Source organism: Collinsella sp. AF28-5AC, assembly GCF_003457875.1.
Classification (GTDB): Bacteria; Actinomycetota; Coriobacteriia; order Coriobacteriales; family Coriobacteriaceae; genus Collinsella.
In genome coordinates, this window is the sequence record NZ_QRTA01000001.1 from 53,286 (window position 1) to 78,696 (window position 25,411).

Below are 25,411 nucleotides of genomic sequence, written 5' to 3' on the forward strand. Positions count from 1 at the left end.
TAAAGGTGTTTACCGCGTTCGACTGCATGATAGCGCGACTTTTGCGTAAACGCTCGGGCGTTTTTTGGTCAAACGCTTTAGCATGCAACAAGACCGGCTTCTCATGAATGAATGCTGTCAGTTTGTGCTTGAGCGCCGTCCGCCGGAACCATGGTTGCGGTTTTTGATGCATTGTTATCAAATAAAGGAACTAACCATTCTTGAGAGCCCAGCCCGTTATGCAAGCAGGAGATACCTATGCCTACCGATTCCATCCGTGATGCCGCGTTTTGCGATGTTTTGAACCGCGAGCTTGTCTGCGCACTCGGCTGTACCGAGCCCATTGCCGTTGCCTATGCAGCAGCGCTGGCGAGCCAGACGCTCGGTTGCGAACCCGATCATATGGATGTCGCCTGCTCGGGCAACATCATCAAGAACGTCAAGAGCGTGACCGTGCCCAACTCGGGCGGTATGCACGGTATTGAGGCCGCGGCCGTGCTGGGCGCCGTGGGCGGTGACGCCAAGAGCGCGCTCGAGGTGCTCGAGAGCGTTAACGATGAAGACCGTGCTCGCGTGACCGAGCTCCTCGCCGACGCCGGCTACTGCGATGTGTCGCTTGTCGAGGGTGTGCCCAACCTCTACATCAAGGTGACTGCGACGGCCGGGGGCCATACCGCGGTCGTCGAGATTACCGACCACCACACCAATGTCACGTGCCATACCCTCGACGGTATTCCGGTGTGCGGCAAGTCGGCGGGGGAGTGTGCCGCCTGCGCCGAGCGCGTCGTGGCCGAGCGGGCGGCAGATAACGCCGATACGCCCATGTCGATTGAGACCATCATCGACTTTATCGAGGACGGTGACATTGAGGACGCCTGCGCTGCCGTTGAGCGTCAGATTGAGCTGAACGGTGCGATCAGTGCCGAGGGCCTGGCGCACGCTTGGGGCGCCGAGGTTGGCCGTACGCTGTTGGGCGCTCGTGCCGATGACGTCGCCTGCCGTGCCCGTGCCCGTGCAGCCGCCGGGTCCGACGCCCGCATGAACGGCTGCGCGCTGCCGGTCGCCATCGTGTGCGGCTCGGGCAATCAGGGCATTACCTGCGCGCTGCCTGTTATGGAGTATGCCGAGTATTTGCGCTGCGACCATGATCGCCTGGTTCGCGCCGTGATGCTGTCCGATCTGATCGCCGTGCATATCAAGAGCTATATTGGTGCGCTCTCGGCGTTTTGCGGTGCTATTTGCGCCGCATGCGGTGCCGGTGCCGCGATTACCTGGCTGTGCGGTGGCACGCGTGAGCAGATTGGCGCGACGGTCTCGAACACGCTCGGCAACGTGGGCGGCATCGTGTGCGATGGCGCCAAGGCGAGTTGCGCGGCTAAGATTTCGGCAGCCGTGGACGCTGCGATTCTGGGCCACGATATGGCTATGCAGGGCCGTGGCTTCCGTGCCGGCGAGGGCCTGATCCAGGATACCGTCGAGCAGACGATCGCCAGCATGGGCTACGTGGGCCGTGTGGGTATGAAGGATACCGACGTCGAGATCCTCAACATCATGATCGGCAAAACCCAGGTCTGTTAAGACAGTTCGTCGGCTACTTGGTGTTCGTAGAAGGCTTCTACTACGGCGTTAAAGTCGCGGGCGAAGTCTTCCATGGTTCCGCGCCAGGTGGCTCGGCTGGGCTTGCCTTGGCCCACAAAGGCGGTTTGGATGCCGCAATCGGGGGACGGGAAGTCGCGCTTGGGATCGTTGCCCACCATAAGGACCTCGTGCGGCTCGAGCCCCATCACCTGAAGCTGCTCTAGATAGTAGGTGGCATCGGGCTTGCAGCGGGTGGTGTTTCCCATGTGCGTGACGAGCTCAAAGGGAACATCGGCCAGGTCGCCCCAGCCCATGCGGCACTCGATGGCCCCCTGGGGAAAGCTGGGGTTGGTAAAGAGCGCGCAACGCAGTCCAGCGTCCTGTACGGCCTGGAGCGCGGCGTGCGCGCCCGGCATGGCGTGGGCGTTAATGACATCGTCGTTCTTGTACGGAAGAACTTCGCGATCATAGTAGGTAAACGCCTCGTAGATGATGGGATCGGAGAGGCGGATACCGCATCGGCGCTCGACCTCTTCTTGGTAAAACTCAAGATTGGTGCGGTTGTCCGTGCCGCTGCGGCGATTGGCGTTGAGGTCGACCAGGATGGTGCCGAGGCGTGCCATCGTGCCACCACGGCTGCGGCGGCCGATATCCGCGAGCATCGAAGAGACATCCTTAAAATAGCGAAGGATGAACGCGTTGAGGTTGATGCTGAGAAGCGTCTCGTCCATATCGAAAACGACTGCTTTGAGCACGCGGGCACCTTTCTCGAAAAATCGATCTAGAGTTGTTGGCTCCGGATACTTTACCCCAAAGCCGAATGCCTGGCTGGTTATCGTCAAGTTGCGGAGACGTGTGTTCATAAGATTACGAAAAAGTCTCCACACGAGTAAAAAATCGCAGTTCACGCTTGAAATCGAAATGATTTCCCCGTAACCTATACGAACGTGATTGCATAAGCGTCACATTAGTATCTGTCGGCTCCCGAGTGTTCCTAAACGTTGTGTGCTTGTCGCACCCTTCTGTAGGTCCTAGCAATCGGGGCCCCGTAGTTCGAAAGGGGTCCACCTTTGAGTGAGATTCAGAACTCGTCCATTTTCTCTCTTGACGATGTCAACGAGGAGGAGATGAACAACCTCATCGACGGTACGATTACCGACTTTGATGAGGGCGATCTCGTTAACGGCACTGTCGTTAAGATCGAGCATGACGAGGTGCTCGTTGACATCGGATTCAAGTCCGAGGGCGTTATCCCGGTCCGCGAGCTGTCCATCCGCAAGGACGCTAACCCTGCAGACATCGTTGCACTCGGTGATCCCATCGAGGCTCTGGTTCTCCAGAAGGAGGACAAGGACGGCCGTCTGGTCCTGTCCAAGAAGCGTGCCGAGTACGAGCGTGCTTGGAACCGCATCGAGGAGAAGTTCAACTCCGGCGAGAACGTCGAGGGCGAGGTTATCGAGGTTGTCAAGGGCGGCCTGATCCTCGACATCGGCCTGCGTGGCTTCCTGCCCGCTTCCCTCGTCGACCTCCGTCGTGTCAAGGACCTCACCTCCTACATGGGCACCCGCATCGAGGCCCGCGTCATCGAGATGGACCGCAACCGCAACAACGTCGTCCTCTCCCGTCGCGTCGTGCTCGAGGAGTCCCGTAAGGCCGAGCGCTCCGAGATCCTGTCCAAGCTCAAGTCTGGCATGCGTCTCCAGGGCACCGTTTCCTCCATCGTCGACTTCGGCGCCTTCGTCGACCTCGGCGGTATCGACGGCCTCATCCACATCTCCGAGCTCTCCTGGAACCACGTCAACCATCCTTCCGAGGTTGTCAAGGTCGGCCAGGAGGTCGAGGTCGAGGTTCTCGACGTCGATCTCAACCGCGAGCGCATCTCCCTGGGTCTCAAGCAGACCACCGAGGATCCGTGGCGTGCACTGGTCAAGAAGTACCCCGTCGGCGCTATCGTCGAGGGCACTGTGACCAAGCTTGTCCCGTTCGGCGCTTTCGTCGACCTGGGCGAGGGCATCGAGGGCCTGGTGCACATCTCCGAGATGGCCAACAAGCACGTCGATCAGCCTTCTCAGGTCACCCATGTGGGCGACAAGGTTCAGGTCAAGGTCATGGAGATCGACCTCGACCGTCGTCGTATCTCCCTGTCCATGAAGTCTGCTGCTGAGACTCTGGGCGTCGAGATCGAGGTTACCCCGCTGCCTTCCGAGAAGAAGGACGAGGAGACCGACGCCGAGTAAATCGGTTTGACGATCACTTGTTTTAAGATCACTTGTTTTAAGGGATCCGTCCGCAATGGACGGGTCCCTTTTTGCATTTGTTGCTGAGGTACGCGATGCTGCCCGTGCGCGATGCTGCCCTGGCTGTTCGCAGACTATTGGGTTGTCGGTGCATGAAAAATGCCGACATCCCGCCTCGGGGAGGAGGCGGGAACGCACCGAGTAGACGGAGGGGTGCGGAGCGCGGTCGCGTCTCGACTGACGACGTTGCCCATCAACAACCCTATTGTACTGCATAGCGCGGTTCTTGGTTTATCGTGTCGAACGCTTGTGTTGTGCCATTGCCTGCGGCAACGGTGTGCTACACTCTTGCACTGCTGAGTGGGCCAGACGGTCGCGCGATGTGCTGCTTGCAGCACGCGTGAGGAAAGTCCGGGCTCCAGAGGGCGGGATGCCGGCTAACGGCCGGGCGGAGTGATCCGACGGAAAGCGCCGCAGAAAAGAAGACTCCCACCTGCGCCGCAAGGCGTAAAGGGAAAAGCTGAAACGGTGGTGTAAGAGACCACCAGCGTCGTGGCAACACGGCGGCTTGGCAAGCCCCATCCGGAGCAAGCGCGAATAGGAACGCTATGGGCCGGCCCGGTCCGCGTTCGGGTAGCGTGCGTGGAGCTGCATGGTAACGTGCAGACAAGATAAATGACCGTTCACGACAGAACCCGGCTTATCGGCCCACTCGGCACTTTGTTGACGCTGCGAACCCGTCAGCGCGGCAATCTGCCTTTCAAGCCTTCGGGCATGACCATAAGGTCAATGCCCTCGGCTTTCAAGGCACCTTGCTCGCGCTGACGGGTTCTCGCTTTCGTTGACGGAATCATCGGCGTTGTCATTCTTTTTACTAGGGTTATCGTATTATTGAGGCTGTTTGTTGCTGCGCTTTATTTTGTTGAGGGGCTTTGTTGGACAGCTATTTTACTTTGCAATCGAATATTGAGGCTACGGGCGAGTTCGTTGACCGCAAGAGCCGGTTTATTGCCCAGCTGGTCCATATTGAGTCCGAGGATGAGGCGAATGCCTTTATCGAGATGGTTCGCAAGCGTCATTATGACGCTCGGCATAATGTTCCCGCGTGGATTTTGGTCGATGGACGCGAGCGCCAGAGCGATGATGGTGAGCCGAGCCGCACGAGCGGTATGCCGACGCTCGAGGTGCTGCGTGGCGCGGGGCTCAAAAATGTTTGCTGCGTAGTGACGCGCTATTTTGGTGGCACGCTGTTGGGGCCTGGTGGCTTGGTGCGCGCCTATACCGCGGCGACGCAGACGGCGGTGGCCGCGGCTCAGGAGGCCGGGCAGATCGTCGAGATGACAAGCGTCGTGCCGGTTGACGTGTATGTGGCCTATCCACAGTATGAGCAGGTGCTTCGCTTGGCCCAGGATTCGGGTGCCAAGGTTTCGGATACCGATTACGCGGATACCGTTACACTTCACTTGGTGTTTAAGGCGGGGGAGCAGGAGCCATTTTGCGCCAAGATGCGCGAGCTTATGGCGGGACGCGAGGAGATCGAGGTCGGCGCTCCCGAATTTGCCGAGTTCTGACGGCGACGGCCGGCGTGCTTTTGGATGGATCCCAAGCGCGCCGGCCGTCGTTTTATGTTGATGCCGTCTACTCGGCGAGCTGCTTTAGCACATCGCAGGCGATCTCGATGGCATCGTCGATGCAACCGGGGCAGCTGCGGAGCGGACCCTTATCCGATCCGATGCCCTTGAGCGTGCCGCAGACGGTCGTCGTGTTCTTCTCGCCAAAACGCTTGGCGATTTCGCGCGACAGCTTGTAGGTCTGGCCCTTGGTCTTGGGGTTTTCCATGCCGTCGCTCATCACGAAGCCCATGATGGCCACGGCGCCCGAGATGGCGCCGCAGGTTTCGGTCATGCCGCCCATGCCGGCGCCAAAGCCCTCGGTGAGGGTAAAGGCGATCTGAGGGTCGAGTCCGACGGCAGGTGCGAGCGTGCAGGCGACGGCCTGCGCGCAGTTAAAGCCACGGGCGTGGTATTCGGCAGCTTGAGCCTGACAGGCGGTGATGTCGAGCTGGGCCGTATCGATTTGCTTCATCGTTGTCTCCTTGGTCACGGTGTACCCGCTTATGGTACCCGTGACGGTGCGTGTAATCATCGAGAGCTTCATGGATGCCTCATTTTTATCTATCGAGCAAATGTCCAAGGCTTGAGATAAATGCCCCGGATCAATTTGTCCCATAACCTACCTTGTGGATGGGTTGAGAGGGGTGCGGGGTAGCGGTATCGTGAACCGAATAAAACGTAACCCAGGCAAGGGAGCAAGATATGAGCGAGCAGACCATCGGTACCACATGTGTTCAGGGCGGCTATCACCCGGGAGATGCGGAGCCGCGCCAGGTGCCCATCTACCAGTCCACCACGTGGAAGTACGACACGTCGGAGCACATGGGCAAGCTGTTTGACCTAGAGGAGTCGGGCTATTTCTACAGCCGTCTGCAGAACCCTACGTGCGATTTGGTTGCCGCCAAGATCTGCGAGATGGAGGGCGGCACTGCCGCGATGCTCACGAGCTCGGGCATGGCGGCGAATTTCCTCGCGATCTTTAACGTAGCCGGTGCCGGCGATCACGTGGTCGCGAGCTCTGCCATCTACGGCGGTACCTACAACCTGCTCGCCCATACTATGGAGCGCATGGGTCTGACCTGCACGTTTGTTGCTCCCGACTGCACCGACGAGGAGCTCGAGGCAGCCTTTGAACCCAATACTAAGCTCGTCTTTGGCGAGACGATCGCCAACCCCGCCCTTGCCGTGCTCGATATTGAGCGCTTTGCCAAGGCCGCGCACGACCACGGCGTACCGCTGATGGTCGACAACACCTTCCCGACGCCCGTGATGTGCCGTCCCTTTGAGTGGGGCGCCGACATCGTCACGCACTCCACTACTAAGTACATGGATGGCCATGCGGCCTACCTGGGTGGCGTGATCGTCGATCATGGCCAGTTTGACTGGATGGCCCATGCGGACAAGTTCCCGGGTCTTACCACGCCCGATGAGAGCTACCACGGCGTGACCTATGCCGAGAAGTTCGGTCGCGAGGGTGCCTTCATTACCAAGGCAACCGCTCAGCTTATGCGCGATCTTGGTCCCATGCAGAACCCGCATGCGGCGTTTTTCTTGAACAGCTCGCTCGAGAGCCTGCATGTGCGCATGCCGCGTCATTGTGAGAACGGCCTGGCCGTTGCCAAGTTCCTGCAGAGTCATCCCAAGGTACGCTTCGTGAGCTATCCGGGCCTGGAGGGCGACAAGTACTATGATCTCGCTCAGAAGTACATGCCCAACGGTACCTGCGGCGTTGTGAGCTTTGGCTTTAACGGTGGCCGTGCGGCGGCCGAGACCTTTATGAAGAGCCTCAAGCTCGCCCAGATCGCCACGCACGTGGCCGACGCCCGCACTTGCTGCCTGCATCCCGCTAATGCCACGCATCGCCAGATGAACGATGAGGAACTCATTGCCTGTGGCATTTCCGCCGACATGGTGCGCTTGTCGTGCGGCCTCGAGGACACGGCCGATCTGATTGCCGACCTTGAGCAGGCACTCGAGCAGTGCTAGGCTAGCGTGCGTGCGAGGCGTGGGATGGCTTTTCGGCTGACGACGTCCTCATAGTTCCGATTCCGTAGGCGGGACCCCGATCGTGTCCGTTTGTAGGCGATTGGGGTCCCGTTTTTGCGTTGCACGATAGAAAGGATATACATGGAGAAAACTGCCGAGCAGCTGCGCCGCGAACACATTGCCCTAGAGGGCGACACCCACGGTAAGAATAAATGGGCGATTCTGTTCACCGTGCTCGTCATGACCTTTATGGCGTGTCTGGATGCGAGCATCGTGACGGTGGCGCTCCCAGTGATGCAAAAGGAGCTGGGGGTGGGTCTCGACCGCATTCAGCTCGTGAGCTCGGTGTATCTGCTCGCGACGTGCGTCGCCATGCTGCCGTTTGGCCGCTTGGGTGATGTGCGCGGCAAGGTGAATGTGTTCCAGCTTGGTGTAATCGTCTTTACGGGTGGCTCGTTGCTTTGCGGGCTTTCGGCTTCGCTCGAGGTGCTTATCTTGGCGCGTTTCGTGCAGGGCATTGGCTGTGCCGCCGCGATGGCCAACAATATGGGCATCATCACCGAGTCGTTTCCGGCGCGTGAGCGCGGCCGTGCCATGGGCATTCTGGCGACCTTTGTGGCTCTTGGCATGATGTGCGGCCCCGTGCTCGGCGGCGTGCTGGTGGCGAGCTTTCCCTGGGAGAGCATCTTCCTTATCAATCTGCCCATTGGCGTAATCTCGTTTATCGTGGGACTCTATACGCTGCCGCATGTGAAGCCGGAGGCTGGCGAACGCCCTATGCCGTTGACAGAGGCGGCGCGTCGCTGCTTTGCGAGCTCGGCTTTCACGATTAACCTGGCTTGCATGCTTATCGTGTTCGTGGGTATCGGTGCCTCCGAGTTTGTGCTGCCGTTCTACTTTCAGGATGCCCACGGCTTTAGCTCCGATATCTCCGGCCTGTTGTTTTTGGCGATGCCGGTCGTGAATGCCTTTGTGGGCCCGCTTTCGGGCTCGGTGTCCGACCGTGTTGGTTGTGAAGCGCCCACGGCCGTTGGCCTGGGCGTGTACGTGTGCGGTCTCTTTGCGGTGAGCACGCTTGACGAGCACTCTTCCGTCTTGATGATTGTGTGCTGCGTCGCGTTTATGTCGTGCGGCACGTCGATCTTCCAGAGTCCCAATAATTCGCTGTATATGGGTTCGGCTCCGCGTGAGGCGCTTGGCTTTGCGGGCAGCTTGAGCAGCTTGGCGCGCTATGCGGGCATAGCGCTGGGTATTACGGCGGCGTCGCGCATCCTGTATGGACAGACGAGCGCGGCGATGGGCAAGACGGTCACGAGCTATGTGGCGGGTCGTCCGGACGTGTTCCTCTTTGGCTTCCGTTTGGTATTCTACGTGCTGATGGCCGTTGCTACCGTGGGCTTTGCGCTCACATTGGTACGTTTGGTGAGGATGCGCGCCCGTCATTAGCGTGTAGTGGCAGGCTTGCCACGAATCGGACCTATCTACTGGTCTTGCAGCTTTATGGTGCGATGTGGCTTGTGGGGCGGGCGGGGGTCGGTCCGTGGTAGACTATCGAACAACGTTTATTAATCGCGCGGTATCGTTGCCGCGAGAAGGGGTTGCGCCATGCAGGAGCTTGAGGATCGTATTCGCCATGACGGCATCGTAAAGGCCGGTAATGTCCTTAAGGTTGATGCCTTCCTCAACCACCAGTGCGACGTTGAGCTGTTCGACCACATGGGTGCCGAGTGGGCCCGTCTGTTCGAGGGTGTCGAGATCAACAAGATCCTGACGATCGAGGCTTCGGGCATTGGCATGGCTTGCATCGCAGCTCAGCATTTTGGCGGCGTGCCGGTGGTCTTTGCCAAGAAGGCACAGTCCATCAACCTCGACGGCGAGCAGTATGCCACGACCATCTACTCCTTTACCAAGCAGAAGGAGTACCCGGTTATCGTGGGCAAGCGCTTCTTGTCCGAGGGCGACAAGGTCCTGATTATCGACGACTTTTTGGCCAACGGCTGCGCGCTTGAGGGTCTCATCAAGATCTGTGAGGCTGCGGGCGCCGAGGTTGCCGGCATAGGCATTGCCGTGGAGAAGGGCTTCCAGGGCGGTGGCGATAAGCTCCGCGAGCGCGGCTTCCGCGTTGAGAGCCTGGCCCGTATCGCCGAAATGGACTGCGAGAACGGCGAGATCACGTTCGCCTAGGCGCGCAGCACAAGCGATTGGTATGCGATGTGACAAAGGGACTGTCCCTTTGTCACATTTTTTGTATGAGGGGAGGTTTTGATATGGATGAGAACAAGATGGGATGGCGCGAGTATGCGCGCTATGCCGAGATGTCGGTCGAGGAGTTGGCACGCGATTGCGCGGTACAGGTGTTTCGCGCGACGGGTCCGGGCGGACAGGGCGTGAACACGACGGACTCGGCGGTACGCATGAAGCATGGGCCCACGGGGATTGTCGTGACGGCGCGTGAGAGCCGCAGTCAGTTTCAGAATCGCAGCTGCTGTCTGCGTAAGCTGAGGGCAGAGCTTGAGCGTCGCGGGCGTCCACCGCGCCGACGCGTCAAGACCAAGGTGCCTCAGCGATCGCGCCAGCGCAGGCTTAACGACAAGCACTTCAACGCGATTAAAAAGCCAACCGTCGCAAGCCGGGCGGGGAGGAATGATCCCCTCAATACGTTGCGGTGAAATAGGGACTGTTTTGGGGGTGCGGCTGCATAAACAGTCCCTATTTCACCGCAACTTAGGGATGGCTAGTGGGTGGGGCGCCAGACGTGGAGGGCTCCGCCGAGGACGTCGACCTCGATGCGCGAGGCGACGATGGGCTCGCCGTCGGCCTGAATGGGGTAGTCGGGCTCCTCAAAGGTGAGCGCGGCGTGACGGCAACGACGCATGCGAACCGGCGGCAACTTGGTATGGTGGCCGTCCTTGGCCGAAAGGAACATAGGCAGGGCTACCGCGCGAGGGACGGGGCCGCAGGCGTAGCAGACGTCGAGCATGCCGTCGCAGGGGTCGGCGTCGGGACAGATGCGATAGCCCGAACCATAGGTGGGTCCCAGCTGGATGGCCATGATAATCGCGCGCACGCGCTCGGCGGGCGCGCCATCAAAGCTGATGGTCATGGGGTAGTTGCGGTAGCGCAGACCAAACTGCTCAAGTCCCGAGAGGGTGTAGAGCGGAGCGCCCGTCAAGCCGGTCTTTTTGCGCAGCTCGGTGGTGCCCAGGCCAATGGCGGCATCGATGCCGACCGAAAGCGTCTGATCGTAGTACTCAACGGCAGCCTCGCCGCTGCCGCTCGCAGGGCTCCACGAGCGAATGCGCCCGATGTCCTGACGCTGCAGCTCGCAGGTGAGCAGCGCGCCAAAATCTTTGCCGGAGAAATCGTCGATGCCGAGCGTCTGGGCAAAATCGTTGCCGGAGCCCACGGGCAGGACGGCAAGAGCGGGGCGTGCGTCCTCCTTTTGCGTCATAAGCCCGTTGACGACCTCGTGGATTACGCCGTCACCGCCAAGCGCGATAACGGTGCGATAGCCCTGAGCCTGGGCGGCCAGCTCCTTGGCGTGTCCCATGCGCTCGGTCAGCACCAGGTCAAACTGGGATGCGCGTGCAGTCATGTCCAAAAAGCGCTGCAGGCGCTCAGCGACTTCGCGCGCCGCACCCGACTGGGCGGTGGGGTTGGCGATGATGAGCGTGCGACCAAAATCAGTTGCGTGCATGGGGCGACTCCTGGCGTATGACGTGACGGTGCGGTCGCGCTCAGGTCGAATTGCCCCCGATTGTGGCTGCACGGCGAATACTAACGTCTACTCTATCAGGTCGTTGTGACGCTCGATAGCCTCTGCCACCGTGCCGCCCTCGTCCACAATAAGCGAGCGGCGCTTGGGTGAGATGATGCGCTGGGCGGGATACACGCCGCGGTGGCCGCCGGCGAGATAGCTGATAAACGCCACGATGACAAAGAACCCGGCGGCCGTGCCGTGGAACAGGTCGATGGCCATCATACAGGTGGTGATGGGCACGTTAAGGCCGGCGCAGAAGACGCCGAGCATGCCCAGCGCCGCCAGAAAGCTGGGGTCGATTCCGACGAGGCGGCCGATCCAGCCACCGAGTGCCGCACCGATGCCAAACAGGGGCGTGACCTCGCCGCCTTGGAAGCCCGCGCCCAGGGTAAGCGCTGTGACGACCAACTTGATGGCTGCGTCCGCCAGGGTGGTGTTGCCCGCAAATCCGGCGCCGGAAAGCCACGTGGAAAGGCCGGCGTAGTTCCAGGCGTCGAGGAGGGCATAGGCGGCCAAAACCACGAGCGCGCCCACGAGTGCGCGAGCAAGGTAATTGGTGATAAAGCGACCGTACAGGCTCTTGACGGTTCGAACCGACCAGGCAAAGAGGCGTGCCGTCAGACCGAAGATAATGGCGCTGATAACAACGATGACGACCGTTTTGGGCGTCATGGTGGGAACGCTGGCGATGACATTCGCCTCGTACTCGGTACCCAGGGCAAGCGATGTAAAGTAGCCGGTAAACGAGGCGACCAGGCAGTAGATCCCCGCGGTGTAGTCGATTTTGCCGATAAAGCACATCTCCATGCCAAAGAACGCGCCGGCAAGGGGCGAGCCGAACACGGCGCCAAAGGCCGACGAGATGCCGGCGAGCATGAGGTCGTGGTGGTCATGCTTTTTGAGGTGGGCGAGGCTCGAGATGTTGCTGGCGATGGTGCCGCCAATCTGCACCGCGGCTCCCTCGCGACCGGCCGATCCGCCCGTTAGGTGCGTGAGAGTGGAGCAGACGAAGGTGAGGACGGCCATGCGCATATGGATGAGGCGGGTGCCCAAGGCGGAATCGATGACCAGGTTGTTGCCGCGTTTGGCGGCAAGGCCGTGGTTTTTGTACACCCATGCGGTGGCCACACCCACAACGGGAAGCAGCGCGTAAATCCATGCATGGTGCTCGCGATAGTCGGTCGCGATATTCAACGAGGCCAAAAACGCCCAAGCGGCAACGCCCATGGCGAGCGAGACGATGACGACGAGCACGAGCAACTTGGCGCTCGCGAGTAGGTTACGGGCGTTGCGGCGCGTGTCGGCAGCCAAGAGATGCTCGGAGCGGGTGAGCTGTTGCCTGCCGGCCGTGATCACGTCGTTAAGGGAGAAAAAGCCGCCGTCGTCGAGCGGTTGGGAATGATCCTGCGCCTCGTTTGCGCTTTCGGGTTTGTCGTTATGAGCCATACGTTCCTCTTTTAGGTTGCAACGCAAGCATTATAAAACGCGGTAAACGCGACGAGCCGGTGGGTTGGTTTCTATTCTGTTTCGCGGCCTGCAACCGACAGGTGTATTTGCGGGTACAGGCCGAGTCGCGGTCGTGCGTCGGGGGATTATACTGAGACAAGCATAAAGAACCGGCGCCACTGTTGTACGCCGTAGCATTAAGAGGTGCACATGGCAGAGAAACTCATTCCGCTGGAGGACGCGCAGTCGATTGTTCTGTCGCACGTTGCTCCGACCGATCTCGTCGAGATTCCCGTGTGGCAGGCCGCCGGTCTTCCTTTGGCCGAGGACGCGGTGGCCGATATCGACATTTCGCCATTTGCTAACAGCGCCATGGACGGGTATGCCGTGCGCGCGGCGGACTTGGCGCAGGCATCTGGCGAGGCGCCGGTGACGCTCGACGTTATCGGACACGAGGCCGCGGGCCATGTGTTTGAGGGCACAATCGGCACGGGCGAGACAGTCCGCATCATGACGGGCGCGCCGGTACCCGAAGGTGCCGATGCCGTGGTGAAGTACGAGATCGTCGACGTGCTTGATGGCGACGGCAACGAGGGCTCGCACGTTCGCTTCTCGGCGCCGGCCAAGGTAGGGGAGAACGTTCGCTCTGCCGCCGAGGAGGCCCATGCCGGCGACGTCGTGATGCGCGCTGGCGAGGTTGTGGCTCCGGCGGGCGCGGGCCTGCTGGCAAGCGCCGGATACGCGAGCGTGAAGGTGCACGCTGCCCCACGTGTGGGCATTATCTCCCTGGGGACGGAACTGGTCGCACCGAGGAACGTGCCGGCGCGCGGGCAGATTCGCGACTCCAATTCGTCGGCGTTGATGGCCGAAGCGCTCGATGCCGGCGCCGAGCCCGTGTTCTACGGCATCGCGCCCGACGATGAGCAGGCGATTGCCGAGCTGGTTCATCGTGCCGTGCAGGAGTGCGATTTTGTCATTACGAGCGGTGGCGCCTCGGCGGGCGACTACGACTACGTGACGGCACTGGTTAAGCGCGAGGGCGAGGTGCTGTTTGACCGCATCTCGATGCGTCCGGGCAAGGCCATCACGTTTGGCTTGCTCGGAGGTAAGCCCTACCTGGGGCTTTCAGGTAATCCGGCCGCGGCGTATGTGGGCTTTGAGATGCTCGCCCGTCCGGCGATCCGCAAGATGCGCGGCTTTGCCGAGGGTGCGCGTCCCGTGCAGCAGGCGACGCTCACGCACGGCGTGAAAAAGCGACAGCCCCGCCGCTTCTTCGATCGCGCCACGGTTTTGCGCGACCCCGAGACCGGTGAGCTGTTGGTGACCGAGGCCAAGTCGCAGAATTCGGCGCTGCTCGGCACGATGCAGCGGGCCAACTGCCTGCTGCGTATTGACGAAGGACCGTGCGACCTTGCGGCGGGCGATGTCGTGGACGTTGTGCGCGTCGACCTGCCCGAGGGCGCCGTGTTGTAGGAGGAATGCTATGGAGCTGAAGATATCGATCGTGACGTGCTCGGATACGCGCGATCTTGCCCAGGACGAGGCTGGAGCCGCACTCGAGGAACTTATCGAGACGCAGGGCTGGACGGTCGCCTCACATGTGGTCGTGCGCGACGACGCCAGCGAGATCGGTGATGCCATTGTGGAAGCCGCCGATGAGTGCCACGCCAATGTCGTGCTCACCTGCGGTGGCACGGGGCTTTCGATGCGCGATGTGACGCCCGAGGCGACGCGTGCCGTCTGCGACCGCGATGTGCCGGGTATTGCAGAGGCAATTCGTGCGTACTCGATGACCAAGACGCGCCGCGCTATGCTCTCGCGTGCTATTTGCATGCAACGAGGTCATACACTTGTCGTAAACTTTCCCGGTTCTACGAAGGCCGCCCGCGAAAGCTGGGAGGCCATAGCAGACCAGCTGGAGCACGCGGCTCAGATGACAGCGGGCGGCGGACATACCAACTAAGCTATTTACCTGCGGTGGGGCGACCTTATCGGTCGCTCCGCTTTTGTTTTCCGCCGAATCGACGCCGAGGTGTACGGTAACTCGAAACTATATTCTCAGGCGAGAATAATTTCTCACTAACATTATTCGCGCATAAGTATAATCTGATTGCAGATTAAAGCCCGCGGTGGGGTACCCGGGCACAAGGTCCGAAAGGGTTGAATATGTTCGATATGGTTTCTCGCCGCGGATTCGTCTCGCTTTCTGCTGTCGCCGCCGCCGGCCTTGGCCTTGTTGGCTGCTCGGGCAACAAGACGTCCGACCCCGCTGGTTCCGATGCCGGCTCCGCCAAGTCTTCCTCTAAGAAGAAAGCTGTCGAGCTGCAGGTCTTTGCCGCCAACTCGCTCGAGAAGGCTCTGCCCGAGGTTCAGGAGCTTTACACCGAGCAGACCGGCACCACGTTTGCCGACACGCAGTTTAAGGCGTCTGGCGACCTTGTCGAGCAAATGCGCGCCGGTGCCGCCGTCGACGTGCTTATCACGGCCTCCAAGGGCACCATGGACGACGCCGAGGCCGCCGAGCTCGTCGACACCGACACGCGTGAGGACATGTTCGTCAACGACCTCGTGATTATTCGCGCCGAGGGCTCCGACACCAAGGTCCAGGCCATCGCCGACGTCGCGAATCTGGACGGCAAGATCGCCATCGGCGACGCCAAGACCGTTCCCGCCGGCAAGTACGCCAACCAGGCCCTGGCCTCCGTGTGCCTCTACACCGGCACCGAGGGCGACGACGGCGAGTATGCTCCCGAGATCGCCGACAAGGTCGCACTGGCCGACAAGGTCGGCACTGCTGCCGCCTATGTGTCCACAGGCGACTGCGTGGCCGGTTTTGTCTACAGCTCCGATATCTTCCGCTACGACGGCATCGAGGAGGCCTTCGTGTGCCCCGAGGACTCGCACAAGCCCATCGTGTATCCCGGCGTTGTCGCCGATAGCTCCGAGCATGCCGACGAGGCCAAGGCGTTCATCGACTTCTGCCTGACCAACAAGAAAGCCCAGAAGATTTGGGCCAAGTACGGCTTTGAGCTTTCCGAGTAGTGCGGCTTGGCGCGATAATTCCATCGTTTTGTGTTTCACTCCGTCCTTGTATTCGCTTGGAGCTTTTCGTGCTTAATAGATTCCGCATGCTTGTCGCCTGTGCTTTGACCTTCGCGCTTTGCTGGGTGCCGGGATTTGCGTTTGCTGGGGACGCCGAGGACGGGGCCCAGGTTGCCGCGACCGCTCATGGGCTTTCCTATGGGATCGAGGGTTTTGAGCGGTTGGCCAAGGGGACCGCTCGTTCCATGGAGGGCCAGCCTGAGGGCTACCGGTTTCCCGTTGACGAGGACGTGGACCTTGTAGTGGTGCCCGCTGCCGATCGCGTTGTGGTGTGGATATCGCCCAAGGCGGTCGAGAAGTATGGATTGGATCCGCAGGATAACGAGTGCGTATCGGGTCTCAAGGCCCTCGTCTGTAAGTTCGACAGCGCAAACTGCATGGGAGGTGCGCAGCTAGGGGACGTGGATCTTCCTTGGTATGTCACGGCGGAAACAACGTTTGATGCCGGCGGGTATACCTATGGCTTTGACGAGCGCGGTGCGGATGGGGACCGCTATGTGGTGATTGCATCAGCCTCGGGTGATGCCAAGGGCGGCGCGCGTTGGCTTGATAGCGCTCAAATGGTAGAGGCATCGTCTGTCGTGTTGCGGGATGAGCAGGGCCCCTTGGCCTCTCTGGCCTCCTTATTGGGCGGCATCGACTATCGCCCGTTTTGGGTGTCCATAAAAACGAGCGGCCTTGCCCTGGTGATCGCGTTTGCGCTGGGCCTGTTTGCCGCGTGGAAGACCATGGGTACCACGAGCCGCGTGAAGGGTTTGCTCGATTCGGTCTTTACCATCCCTATGGTGCTGCCGCCCACGGTCTGCGGCTTTTTGCTCCTCATGCTGTTTGGCCGCTCGACCGGGGTGGGCCAGTGGCTGATCGCACACGGCATCTCGATCGTCTTTACCTGGCCCGCGGCGGTCATTTCGGCCGTCGTTGTGTCGTTTCCGCTGGTCTACCGCACGGCGCTCGGAGCCTTCGAGAGCCTCGACACGCAGATGCTCGATGCGGCGCGAACCCTGGGATGGTCCGAACGTCGCATCTTTGCCAAGCTTATGATGCCGCTTGGCTGGCCCTCGATTGCCGCCGGCACGGTGCTCGCCTTTGCCCGCGCGATGGGCGAGTTTGGCTGCACCCTGTTCTTTGCGGGCAACTACGCCGGTATTACGCAGACCATTCCCATTGCGATTTACTTTAAGTGGATGGGTGGCAATACGTCGGTGGCGCTCTTTTGGGTCGTGGTCGTAATTGCGTTCAGCTTCCTGGTCATCCTGTTCATCAATATGTACACGGCGCATTCGCAAAAGTACCGCGAGCGCGGCCTGTCCCGCGCGGAGCGCAAGCAGGCCAAGCAGCTGGGCGGCCAGACCGATTCGCTCGACCCAGTCGGCGGCGATGCACTGCGTATCGATCGCGAGGCGTTGGCCGAGCTTATGCGCGATGACACGGTCGCAAAGGGAGGTCGATAAGCCATGTCGCTTGTTCTGGATATCAAAACGCGCTATCCGGGGTTCACTCTCGACATGCAGCTTGAGGCCGGCGAGGAGCGCGTGGCCCTGCTGGGCGCCTCGGGTTGTGGCAAGAGCTGTACGCTGCGCTGCATTGCCGGCGTGGAGACGCCCGACGAGGGCAAGATCGTCGTCAACGGCGTGACCTTTTTTGACTCGTCGGCGGGCATCAACCTGTCGCCCCAGGAGCGCAAATGCGCCCTGCTGTTCCAAAACTATCAGCTCTTTCCCAACATGACGGTGGCCGATAACGTGTGCGCCGGCGTAAAGGATGCGGGCGACGCCGCGGCGCGTAAAAAACTTGCCGAGCGCTACCTGGGCATTTTCGGTCTGGCCGACTTTGCCGACCGCTATCCCGCGCGACTCTCGGGCGGTCAGCAGCAACGTGTGGCGCTTGCCCGTATGGTGGCGGCGCATCCGGGCATCTTTATGTTCGACGAGCCCATGAGCGCGCTCGATTCCTATCTTAAGAGCGCACTCGAGCAGAACATGCTCGACCTGTTCGACGTCTGTAACCGCACCGTGCTCTACGTGAGCCACGACATCGACGAGGCGTGCCGCCTGTGCGGGCGCATCTGCGTGATGCACGACGGGCATGTTGAGGAGATCGGCTCCATCGAGGACGTGGTCCGCCGTCCGCAGACGCTGGCGGCACTGCGCCTGACGGGCTGCAAGAACACAAGCCGGGCGCGCAAGATCGGCGATGAAGAAGTTGAGGCCCTCGACTGGGGCATGACCTTTAACGTGGGTCGCGAGGTTCCCGATGACGTGGCATATCTGGGTATTCGTGCGAGCTACTTCCATGTGGACAACCGTGCCGAGCGGGGTCGCAATAGCTACGATTTGCACGTGGCGCGCGTGAGCGATTCGCGTTTTGAGCGGCTGGTGCTGTTGGATGCGCCGCGGGCCGATGCGCCCACGCGTCTGCAGTGGAAGGTCAACAAAGTGGGCGTGCCTGTCGACGAGCTGCCGCAAGCAGACGAGACGCTTCGCATGCATTTTGATGCCAGCAGGATCCATTTGGTTTGTCGATAGCGCCGGGTAATGCCGTCGGGGATATAAGCCTCGGCGGCTGTGTCTTGCCGCTCGCCGAATGAGGAATGACAAACTCTTATCAATCAAGATAATTATTTATTAAACGACGGCACACGAGGCTGTCGTACGAATGTCAACGGTGTTCGTCTGGACGATGACCGCTGATATAGTTGACCTTGACTGGTTAAGGAGGGTGCGCACATGCCGCAGACGACATACATTCGCCGCGTTGCCGCGCGCGCCCTGTATATGGCTCGGAGTCGCATATGAGCAGGTATGTTCACGGCTCCGGGAGAGACGACGCACAACTAAATAATCGACCGCAAAGCAGGTTCCCTAAAATTCCGGGTTTGAGCACGGCCGGGCAATCGCCGTCCGTCGTGCATCGATACCGCTGTTATCCATTTTTGGTTCGAGAGGGGAACCGTCATGGCTGAAGAATTCGATTTTCATCCGATGTGGGAGAGCCTCGGCATGAATCTTGCCGATCACGACATGCTGCTGGGCGCCGTGGGCCAGATGTACGGCGATATGTTCCTGACGCAGAACAACCGTCCCAAGTCCACGTCCTACCTGGACTTTGTGGCCACCAACATCCACAGCGGCCGTATTAAGGAGATGCTCGATAAGAAGGAGGCCGGCGAGGCCACCAAGATCGTCGGTTCGTTCTGCGTGTACGTGCCCGAGGAGATCGTACTTGCCTGCGACGGCATCCCCGTGGGCCTGTGCTCGGGTGCCGACTGGGCAACGGACAAGGTCGAGGAGCACCTGCCGCGCAACACCTGTCCGCTTATCAAGAGCTTTGCCGGCTTTAAGCTGGGCGAGGTCTGCCCCTACATTGAGTCGAGTGACTTGGTGGTGGGCGAGAACACCTGCGATGGCAAGAAGAAGGCCTACGAGTTCTTTGCCACGCAAAAGAACATGTACGTCATGGATATTCCCAACGTGCACGATGAGTCCGCACTCGTGACCTGGAAGGCCGAGGTCAAGAAGCTCGCCGCCAAGATCGAGGAAGAGTGTGGCGTCAAGATTACGCCCGAGCGTCTGAAGGCCGCCATCCACGCCGTCAATGAGAAGCGTCGCGCCCTGCAGCGCCTCGCTGCCACGCGCGCTGCCGACCCGGCGCCCATCAGCGGTCTCGACAGCCTGCTGACCGTTCAGGCCGCCTTTATGGACGACACGCCGCGTCTGACCGGAGCCATTAACGATATGGCGGCTGAGTGCGAGCAGCGTGTCGAGGCCGGCGAGGGCGTGGCGCCCAAGGGGACTAAGCGCATCCTGTACACCGGTACGCCCATGGCCGTGCCCAACTGGAAGCTGTTCAACCTCATCGAAAAGGCCGGCGGCGTCGTGGTGGGCGAGGAGTCCTGCACGGGCTCGCGCTACTACAAGGACCTGGTCGACGAGTCCGGCGAGACGGTCGACGAGATGCTTGACGCCATCGCCGAGCGCTACTTTAAGATCAACTGCGCCGTCTTTACGCCCAACGACCAGCGTATGAAGGACATTGTCCAGATGGCCAAGGACCTGCATGCCGATGGCATCGTCGACGTGGCCCTGCAGTTCTGCACGCTCTACGAGATGGAGTCCTTCACCGTGGAGAAGGCCGCCGAGGAGGCAGGCATTCCGTTTATGCACATCACGACCGACTACGCCGGTGAGGACGCCGGTCAGCTCCAGACCCGCATCGAGGCCTTCCTCGAGACGATTTAGCCGCACCGCCGGGTGTTCCTATCCACGCGATAGGGATTTCTCTGCTGCCATGCCGGTCGGTGTCCGGATGCACCGCAGGGCGCCGATCGGCTTCGCATAACTGCCGGGGCGGGGATTTTCGCCGTCCCGGCAGATTCTGTCCGTTTGTTCAGACACGAAAGGAACTCAATGAATAACGACCTTTTCAAGGCGGGCGTTTCCCGTCGCGGTTTTCTGACCGGCTCCGCTGCCCTGTGCGTCATGGCGGGCCTCGGCCTCACCGGCTGCGGCGGTTCGGGCGCCGAGAGCGGTAGCGCCGCTGCCTCCGGCCAGGATGTGGAGTATCGCGACGAGCTGCAGATCGCGCTCCCGGCGAGCCCGGACGGTCTCGATCCGCACACCACGTCGTCGCTTGTGACCATGGACATCATCTGCAACGTCGTCGAGCCGCTCTTTGGCCTCGATAGCGACTACGAGCCCCAGCCCGTGCTGGCCAAGGGCTATGAGGTCTCCGACGACGGCCTGACCTACACCATCAAGCTGCGCGAGGGCGTCACCTTCCACAACGGCAAGGAGTTTGGCTCCGAGGACGTCGTGGCTTCGATGAACCGCTGGCTCACCGTCAACGACCGCGCCGCGAGCCTGCTGCCCGGCGCCACCTTCGCCGCCACGGGCGACCACGAGGTCACCTGCACGCTGACCGAGCCCGCCATCGACTTTCTGATCATCTTGGGCAACCACTCCCAGTATCCGGGCATCTTCCCCTCCGAGGTCATCGAGGCCGCGGGCGATACCGGCGTGACCGAGTACGTGGGTACCGGTGCCTACAAGCTTGTGGAGTGGAAGCAGGACCAGTACATCCATCTCACCCGCTACGAGGACTATGTCGCCGCCCACGGCAAGGCTTCGGGCTACACCGGCAAGGTCTCCGCGCCCACCAAGGACATCTACTATCAGTTCGTGACCGAGGCCTCCACGCGCGTGAGCGGGTTTGAGACCGGCGAGTACGATATCGCCGGCGAGATTCCCACCGAGAACTACCACGACTTCGACGGCAACGACGACGTTAAGCTCTACACCCATAACGCCGGCGTTCTGACCGCCTTCCTCAACATGAACGAGGGCGTCTTCGCCGACGAGGAGATCCGCAAGTGCGCCCTCATGGCTATCGACTGCGAGGCGGCCGCTCTTGCCGCCTATGGCGAGAAGGAGCTCTTCAACATCGATCCCAACCTTGGCAACCCCGAGAACGCTCAGTGGGCGACCGACGCGGGCAAGAAGTACTTTAACCAGGCCGACGCCAAGGCCGCCAAGAAGGCCCTGGCCAAGACCTCCTATGCCGGTGAGACGGTCAAGCTGCTGACCACCCCCGACTACAAGGATATGTACAACGCCACCGTCGCGCTGCAGGAGCAGCTCGAGAAGGCCGGCTTCACCGCCGAGGTCGACAGTTACGAGTTCGCGACCTTCATGGACATCCGCTCCGGCAAGCCCGAGCAGTGGGACCTTTTTGTGGCCTCCACCAACTACAAGCCCATCCCGGCCCAGTCCCTCTCGGTCTCCAAGGCCTTCTATGGCCTGTCCGACGAGAAGGCGCTCAAGCTCGTGGCCGAGACCCGCACCGCCAAGGACACCGACGCCGCGGCCAAGAAGTGGGCCGAGGCTCAGGAGCGCCTCTATGAGATCGCCGTCATCGAGCCGCTTTGCCACTACGCTTCCATCACGGGCACCCAGGCAGACGTCGAGGATGTCGAGGTGCTCGACGGCGCCATCATCTGGAACGCCAAGCGTCCGGAGTAATGCAATAGATGGCGTGGCGGCTTGAGGGGTCTGGTCCCCTGTGGCCGCCATGCCCTGTCCACGTTCAGAGGGGAAATAGACGCCTCGCATGTTGAAGTACACGCTCAAACGTATAGGCGCGATGGTTCCGGTGATGCTCATCATCTCGGTCGTCGTGTTTTTGATTATCTATCTCACACCGGGTGACCCGGCCTCTTCGATGCTCGGCATGGAGGCTTCGGCCGACCAGATCGAGCGCGTCAACGATAGCCTGGGACTCAACGAGCCGCTGCCGCAGCGCTACGTTGAGTGGATGGGCGGCGTGCTTACCGGCGACCTGGGCAATTCGTATTTTATGCGCCAGCCCGTCACGCAGGCGATCGCCGAGCACTTTGGCCCCACGCTATCGCTCGCGCTTCTGGCACAGCTCATCGCGCTGTTGATTGCACTGCCCTGCGGCGTCGTCGCTGCCCTCAAACATGGGTCGCGCACCGACGCGGTCTTGCGTGTCGTTGCTCTTTTGGGCGTGGCGATACCCGGCTTTTTGATGGCGCTCATGCTTATGTGGCTGTTTGCCGTCACGTTGCGTGTGTTCCCGGTGGCCGGCTATGCGCCGCTATCGAAGGGCTGGTTCAGCCATTTACGCTATCTTGCGTTGCCGGCCATATCGCTTGGATGCGTGCAGGCGGCCCTGCTCATGCGCATGACCCGTTCGAGCGTGATCGAGGCCATGCAGCTCGACTGCGTCAAGACGGCGCGTGCCAAGGGCGTCTCCGAGGCTCGCGTGGTGCTGGCCCATGCCCTGCGCAACGCAGCGCTGCCGATTCTCACCTCGGTCGGCTATTCTTTTGGCGCCCTGATTACGGGTGCCGTGGTGACTGAGGCCATTTTTAACATCCCCGGTTTGGGCCAGCTGGTCACGAGCTCTATCGAGCGTCGCGACTATCCGGTGATTCAGGGCGTGCTTCTGGTCATCGCCTTGTTGAATTCGGTGATCAATTTGGCCGTCGACCTTGCCTATGGCGCTTTTGACCCGCGCGCTCGCAAATGGGGCGATGCATGATGGCAAACTTTAAGAAGGCTCTTGCCAACAAGGGGTTTGTGGTCGGCGGCTGCATTTTCCTGGCGATTGCGCTGATCGCGCTCGTCGGTCCGCTGGTGTGGACGGTTGATCCCAATGCACAGGAGATGACGTTGCGACTTTCGGCACCTTCGCCCGCGCATCCCTTTGGCTGCGATGACTTTGGCCGCGACCTGCTTGCCCGCGTCATCGCGGGCGCGCGCGTGTCGCTTGGCGTTGGCATTGCCGTCACGCTCGCGACGAGTGCGCTCGGCTTGGTGATCGGCGCCTATGCGTGCTACAACGAAAGGCTCGATCATATTCTCATGCGCATCTGCGATGGCCTTATGTCCATTCCGGGCGTGCTTTTGGCCATCGCGCTCATGGCGATGATGGGGGCGAGCGCGTGGAACGTTATCATCGCGCTCTCCATCGTCTATACGCCCAGCATGGCGCGCATCGTGCGCTCGCGTGCGATGGTGGTCAAGGAGGAGCCCTTTGTGGAGGCCCTGCGCGTGCAGGGCGCCTCGACCGCGCGCATCGTGTGGCTGCATATCGTGCCCAACGTTATGGCGCCCTTCCTGGTGCAGGCGACCTTCGTCTTTGCCGAGGCCGTGCTCTCGGAGGCCGCCCTCTCGTTTCTGGGCCTGGGTATCAAGGCACCCGATGCCAGCTGGGGAAACATCCTTCAGGCGGGCAAGAACGTGATGCGCAAAGCCTGGTGGATGATTTTCTTCCCGGCAGCGGCCATCATCGCAAGCGTGCTTTCGCTCAATCTGGCCGGCGACGGCCTGCGCGACGCCCTCGACCCCAAGACCAAGGAGGGCTAGCCCATGGCTCAGCATCTTTTGGACGTGCGCGACCTCTGCATCTCGTTTGTGGGCCGCGATGGCAACGCGTTGGAAGCCGTCAACAAACTCAACCTACATATCGATGCCGGCGAGATCGTTGGTGTTGTCGGCGAGTCCGGCTGCGGTAAGTCGGTGTTTGCCCAGAGTGTCATGCGCCTATTGGAGCATGAACAGAAGATGGCCTATGAGGGCCAGATTGTGTTTGATGGCGAGGATCTGCTGGCACGTCCGCTCAAGACGATACGCAAGGTGCGCGGCTGCGACATCGCCATGATTTTCCAGGACCCTTTGAGCTCGCTTAACCCCGTCATGACGGTCGGGGCCCAGGTCGTCGAGGCCGTGCGGGCCCACCGTAAGGTGAGCCGACGCGAAGCCCGCAACGAGGCTCTATCGCTGTTGGAGCGTGTGGGAATTCGAGATGCCGCGGCCCGCTTCGACATGTATCCGAGCGATTTTAGCGGCGGCATGCGCCAGCGCGTGATGATCGCCATGGCGCTCGCCGGACACCCGCGCCTGCTGATCGCCGATGAGCCCACCACGGCACTCGACACGACGACTCAAAAACAGATTTTGGACCTTCTGCGCGACCTCAACAGTTCCGAGGGCATGGCGGTGCTTTTTATCAGCCATGATTTGGGTGTCGTCACGAGTATCTGCTCGCGCGTACACGTCATGTATCTGGGCCAAATCGTAGAAGAGATCGACGCCTGCGGCCTTATGAAGCGCCCGAGCCACCCGTATGCCCAGGGGCTCATCGCGAGCATTCCGCCGCTCGAAGGCGAGCGAGTTGACACGCTGGCGGATATTCCGGGCACAGTGCCGCCGCTTACGGCAATACCCTGTGGATGCCGCTTTGCGCCTCGTTGCGCCCGGGCGGACGAGCGTTGCCGCGCGCAGGAGCCCCCGCTGTTTGCCGTGAATGCGTGCGACCGGTCTAAATGCTGGCTTGTCGAGAAAGGGGAGTGCCATGGCTGTTGATAGCGAAGCCCTGCTTTGCGTCTCACATCTGACTAAAACGTATCCCATGCCGGGCTCAGGTTTTAAGCGTCAGGCCTTTACCGCCGTGGACGATCTGTCGTTTGAGATCGCGCCGGGCGAGGTCTATGGCCTGGTTGGCGAATCCGGATCGGGCAAGTCGACGACTGGACGCCTGATCTGTGGTCTCGAGCGTGCGGATTCCGGCTCGATTGTCTATCGCGGGCACGACCTCGCCACGATGTCGGAGCGCGAACGCAAGCCGTTTCGCCGCGAGATCCAGCTGGTATTCCAGGATAGCTCCACGGCTTTTGACCCACGTAACCGTGTCGGCCGCATTTTGGAGGAGCCGCTGATTATCGCCGGCGTGCGCGATGCGGATGAGCGCCATGAGCGCGCGCTCTCGGCCCTGGCCTCGGTCGGTCTTCTGGCAGAGCATTATGACCGCTATCCGCATGACCTTTCGGGGGGACAGCGTCAGCGACTCAATCTGGCGCGGGCGCTTATTTGCGAGCCGCGTCTTGTGGTATGCGACGAGCCGGTCTCGGCGCTTGACGTGTCCGTGCAGGCCCAAGTGCTCAACTTGCTTCGCGACCTGCAGCGCACGACGGGCGTGGCGCTGCTGTTTATCACGCATGATATGCGTGTGGTTCGGCATATGTCCGACCGGATTGGCGTGCTCTACCACGGTCGTCTTGTCGAGGAAGGCGCGGCCGAGGACGTGATCGCGCACCCGAGCGATCCGTATACGCAGGAGCTTATCGACGCCATTCCCTAGAGGATGCTTCCTTTTGGGTATGGCGTGGGTTTGTTGTTTAATTGTCGGTA

General features: G+C 60.9%; 21 protein-coding genes, 1 other RNA gene and 1 pseudogene. 19 read left to right on the forward strand and 4 right to left on the reverse strand.

Translation table 11 applies throughout. The features are described from left to right. Positions 1–237 precede the first annotated feature (237 nt). Positions 238–1,557, forward strand: coding sequence for a serine dehydratase subunit alpha family protein (locus DWZ01_RS00240; protein ID WP_117847521.1), 1,320 nt, complete (start codon positions 238–240; stop codon positions 1,555–1,557). On the opposite strand, the gene DWZ01_RS00245 is transcribed toward DWZ01_RS00240, so the two are convergent. Further along, on the reverse strand, positions 1,554–2,312 hold the full coding sequence (locus tag DWZ01_RS00245; RefSeq protein ID WP_117847522.1) for an HAD family hydrolase: 759 nt from the start codon (positions 2,310–2,312) through the stop codon (positions 1,554–1,556). The two genes, DWZ01_RS00240 and DWZ01_RS00245, sit on opposite strands and share 4 nt — an antisense overlap. Before the next feature lie 315 nt (positions 2,313–2,627). Here DWZ01_RS00245 and rpsA point away from each other — a divergent pair, with 315 nt between their 5' ends. The 3 genes from rpsA to DWZ01_RS00260 all read left to right on the forward strand — a co-directional run bounded on the left by rpsA (position 2,628) and on the right by DWZ01_RS00260 (position 5,365). Continuing rightward, the gene (gene rpsA, locus DWZ01_RS00250; RefSeq protein ID WP_022095232.1) at positions 2,628–3,794 is read left to right on the forward strand and encodes a 30S ribosomal protein S1; all 1,167 of its coding nucleotides are present in this window, start codon (positions 2,628–2,630) and stop codon (positions 3,792–3,794) included. Positions 3,795–4,151: 357 nt separating this feature from the next. After that, positions 4,152–4,513: RNase P RNA component class A (gene rnpB / locus DWZ01_RS00255), an RNA gene on the forward strand. Between the two features lie 213 nt (positions 4,514–4,726). Further along, the gene (locus tag DWZ01_RS00260) at positions 4,727–5,365 is read left to right on the forward strand and encodes a YigZ family protein (protein WP_199411449.1); all 639 of its coding nucleotides are present in this window, start codon (positions 4,727–4,729) and stop codon (positions 5,363–5,365) included. Positions 5,366–5,432: 67 nt separating this feature from the next. Here the strand turns inward: DWZ01_RS00260 and DWZ01_RS00265 are convergent, their stop codons facing one another. Beyond that, entirely contained in the window at positions 5,433–5,951 is a 519-nt protein-coding gene (locus tag DWZ01_RS00265; protein WP_117847524.1) for a C-GCAxxG-C-C family protein, read from the reverse strand. A 158-nt stretch (positions 5,952–6,109) separates the two neighbouring features. Between DWZ01_RS00265 and DWZ01_RS00270 the strand changes: the two genes are divergently transcribed. The 4 genes and pseudogenes from DWZ01_RS00270 to DWZ01_RS11020 all read left to right on the forward strand — a co-directional run. Continuing rightward, positions 6,110–7,393, forward strand: a complete 1,284-nt coding sequence (locus DWZ01_RS00270; protein ID WP_117758707.1) for an O-acetylhomoserine aminocarboxypropyltransferase/cysteine synthase family protein — start codon at positions 6,110–6,112, stop codon at positions 7,391–7,393. Between the two features lie 141 nt (positions 7,394–7,534). Further along, entirely contained in the window at positions 7,535–8,839 is a 1,305-nt protein-coding gene (locus DWZ01_RS00275; protein ID WP_117847526.1) for an MFS transporter, read from the forward strand. Between the two features lie 159 nt (positions 8,840–8,998). Further along, positions 8,999–9,577 carry a xanthine phosphoribosyltransferase gene (locus DWZ01_RS00280; protein ID WP_117758705.1) on the forward strand — a complete coding sequence of 193 codons (579 nt, stop codon included), beginning with the start codon at positions 8,999–9,001 and terminating at the stop codon, positions 9,575–9,577. Positions 9,578–9,729: 152 nt separating this feature from the next. Further along, positions 9,730–9,930: pseudogene (locus DWZ01_RS11020) on the forward strand (peptide chain release factor-like protein); the annotation flags it as partial. Positions 9,931–10,127: 197 nt separating this feature from the next. Here DWZ01_RS11020 and DWZ01_RS00290 read toward each other — a convergent pair. Both DWZ01_RS00290 and DWZ01_RS00295 read right to left on the reverse strand, forming a co-directional pair. Further along, entirely contained in the window at positions 10,128–11,090 is a 963-nt protein-coding gene (locus DWZ01_RS00290; protein ID WP_117758704.1) for a diacylglycerol kinase family protein, read from the reverse strand. An 87-nt stretch (positions 11,091–11,177) separates the two neighbouring features. Beyond that, on the reverse strand, positions 11,178–12,599 hold the full coding sequence (locus DWZ01_RS00295; RefSeq protein ID WP_199412352.1) for a chloride channel protein: 1,422 nt from the start codon (positions 12,597–12,599) through the stop codon (positions 11,178–11,180). A gap of 210 nt (positions 12,600–12,809) precedes the next feature. On the opposite strand from DWZ01_RS00295, the gene glp reads away from it, so the two are divergent. The 11 genes from glp (at position 12,810) to DWZ01_RS00350 (ending at position 25,361) form a co-directional block, all read left to right on the forward strand. Beyond that, on the forward strand, positions 12,810–14,072 hold the full coding sequence (gene glp, locus DWZ01_RS00300; protein ID WP_117847528.1) for a gephyrin-like molybdotransferase Glp: 1,263 nt from the start codon (positions 12,810–12,812) through the stop codon (positions 14,070–14,072). A gap of 10 nt (positions 14,073–14,082) precedes the next feature. Further along, positions 14,083–14,562: a molybdenum cofactor biosynthesis protein B gene (locus tag DWZ01_RS00305; protein ID WP_117847529.1), complete on the forward strand. Its 480-nt coding sequence runs from the start codon at positions 14,083–14,085 to the stop codon at positions 14,560–14,562. A 203-nt stretch (positions 14,563–14,765) separates the two neighbouring features. Further along, positions 14,766–15,641 carry a molybdate ABC transporter substrate-binding protein gene (gene modA, locus DWZ01_RS00310; protein WP_117847531.1) on the forward strand — a complete coding sequence of 292 codons (876 nt, stop codon included), beginning with the start codon at positions 14,766–14,768 and terminating at the stop codon, positions 15,639–15,641. A gap of 68 nt (positions 15,642–15,709) precedes the next feature. After that, on the forward strand, positions 15,710–17,152 hold the full coding sequence (modB, locus tag DWZ01_RS00315; RefSeq protein ID WP_233506147.1) for a molybdate ABC transporter permease subunit: 1,443 nt from the start codon (positions 15,710–15,712) through the stop codon (positions 17,150–17,152). A gap of 3 nt (positions 17,153–17,155) precedes the next feature. Further along, entirely contained in the window at positions 17,156–18,226 is a 1,071-nt protein-coding gene (locus DWZ01_RS00320) for a sulfate/molybdate ABC transporter ATP-binding protein (protein WP_117847535.1), read from the forward strand. Between the two features lie 429 nt (positions 18,227–18,655). Beyond that, complete coding sequence (locus DWZ01_RS00325) at positions 18,656–19,939, forward strand: double-cubane-cluster-containing anaerobic reductase (protein WP_117847537.1); 1,284 nt, start codon at positions 18,656–18,658, stop codon at positions 19,937–19,939. Positions 19,940–20,107: 168 nt separating this feature from the next. Further along, positions 20,108–21,718 carry an ABC transporter substrate-binding protein gene (locus DWZ01_RS00330; protein ID WP_117847814.1) on the forward strand — a complete coding sequence of 537 codons (1,611 nt, stop codon included), beginning with the start codon at positions 20,108–20,110 and terminating at the stop codon, positions 21,716–21,718. 88 nt (positions 21,719–21,806) lie between these two features. Next, positions 21,807–22,760 carry an ABC transporter permease gene (locus tag DWZ01_RS00335; RefSeq protein WP_117847539.1) on the forward strand — a complete coding sequence of 318 codons (954 nt, stop codon included), beginning with the start codon at positions 21,807–21,809 and terminating at the stop codon, positions 22,758–22,760. After that, positions 22,757–23,587: an ABC transporter permease gene (locus tag DWZ01_RS00340; RefSeq protein ID WP_199412353.1), complete on the forward strand. Its 831-nt coding sequence runs from the start codon at positions 22,757–22,759 to the stop codon at positions 23,585–23,587. Before DWZ01_RS00335 ends, DWZ01_RS00340 begins: the two co-directional genes overlap by 4 nt. 3 nt (positions 23,588–23,590) lie before the next feature. After that, on the forward strand, positions 23,591–24,586 hold the full coding sequence (locus DWZ01_RS00345; protein WP_117847543.1) for an ABC transporter ATP-binding protein: 996 nt from the start codon (positions 23,591–23,593) through the stop codon (positions 24,584–24,586). Further along, positions 24,576–25,361, forward strand: coding sequence for an ABC transporter ATP-binding protein (locus tag DWZ01_RS00350; RefSeq protein WP_158556963.1), 786 nt, complete (start codon positions 24,576–24,578; stop codon positions 25,359–25,361). Before DWZ01_RS00345 ends, DWZ01_RS00350 begins: the two co-directional genes overlap by 11 nt. Positions 25,362–25,411 lie beyond the last annotated feature (50 nt).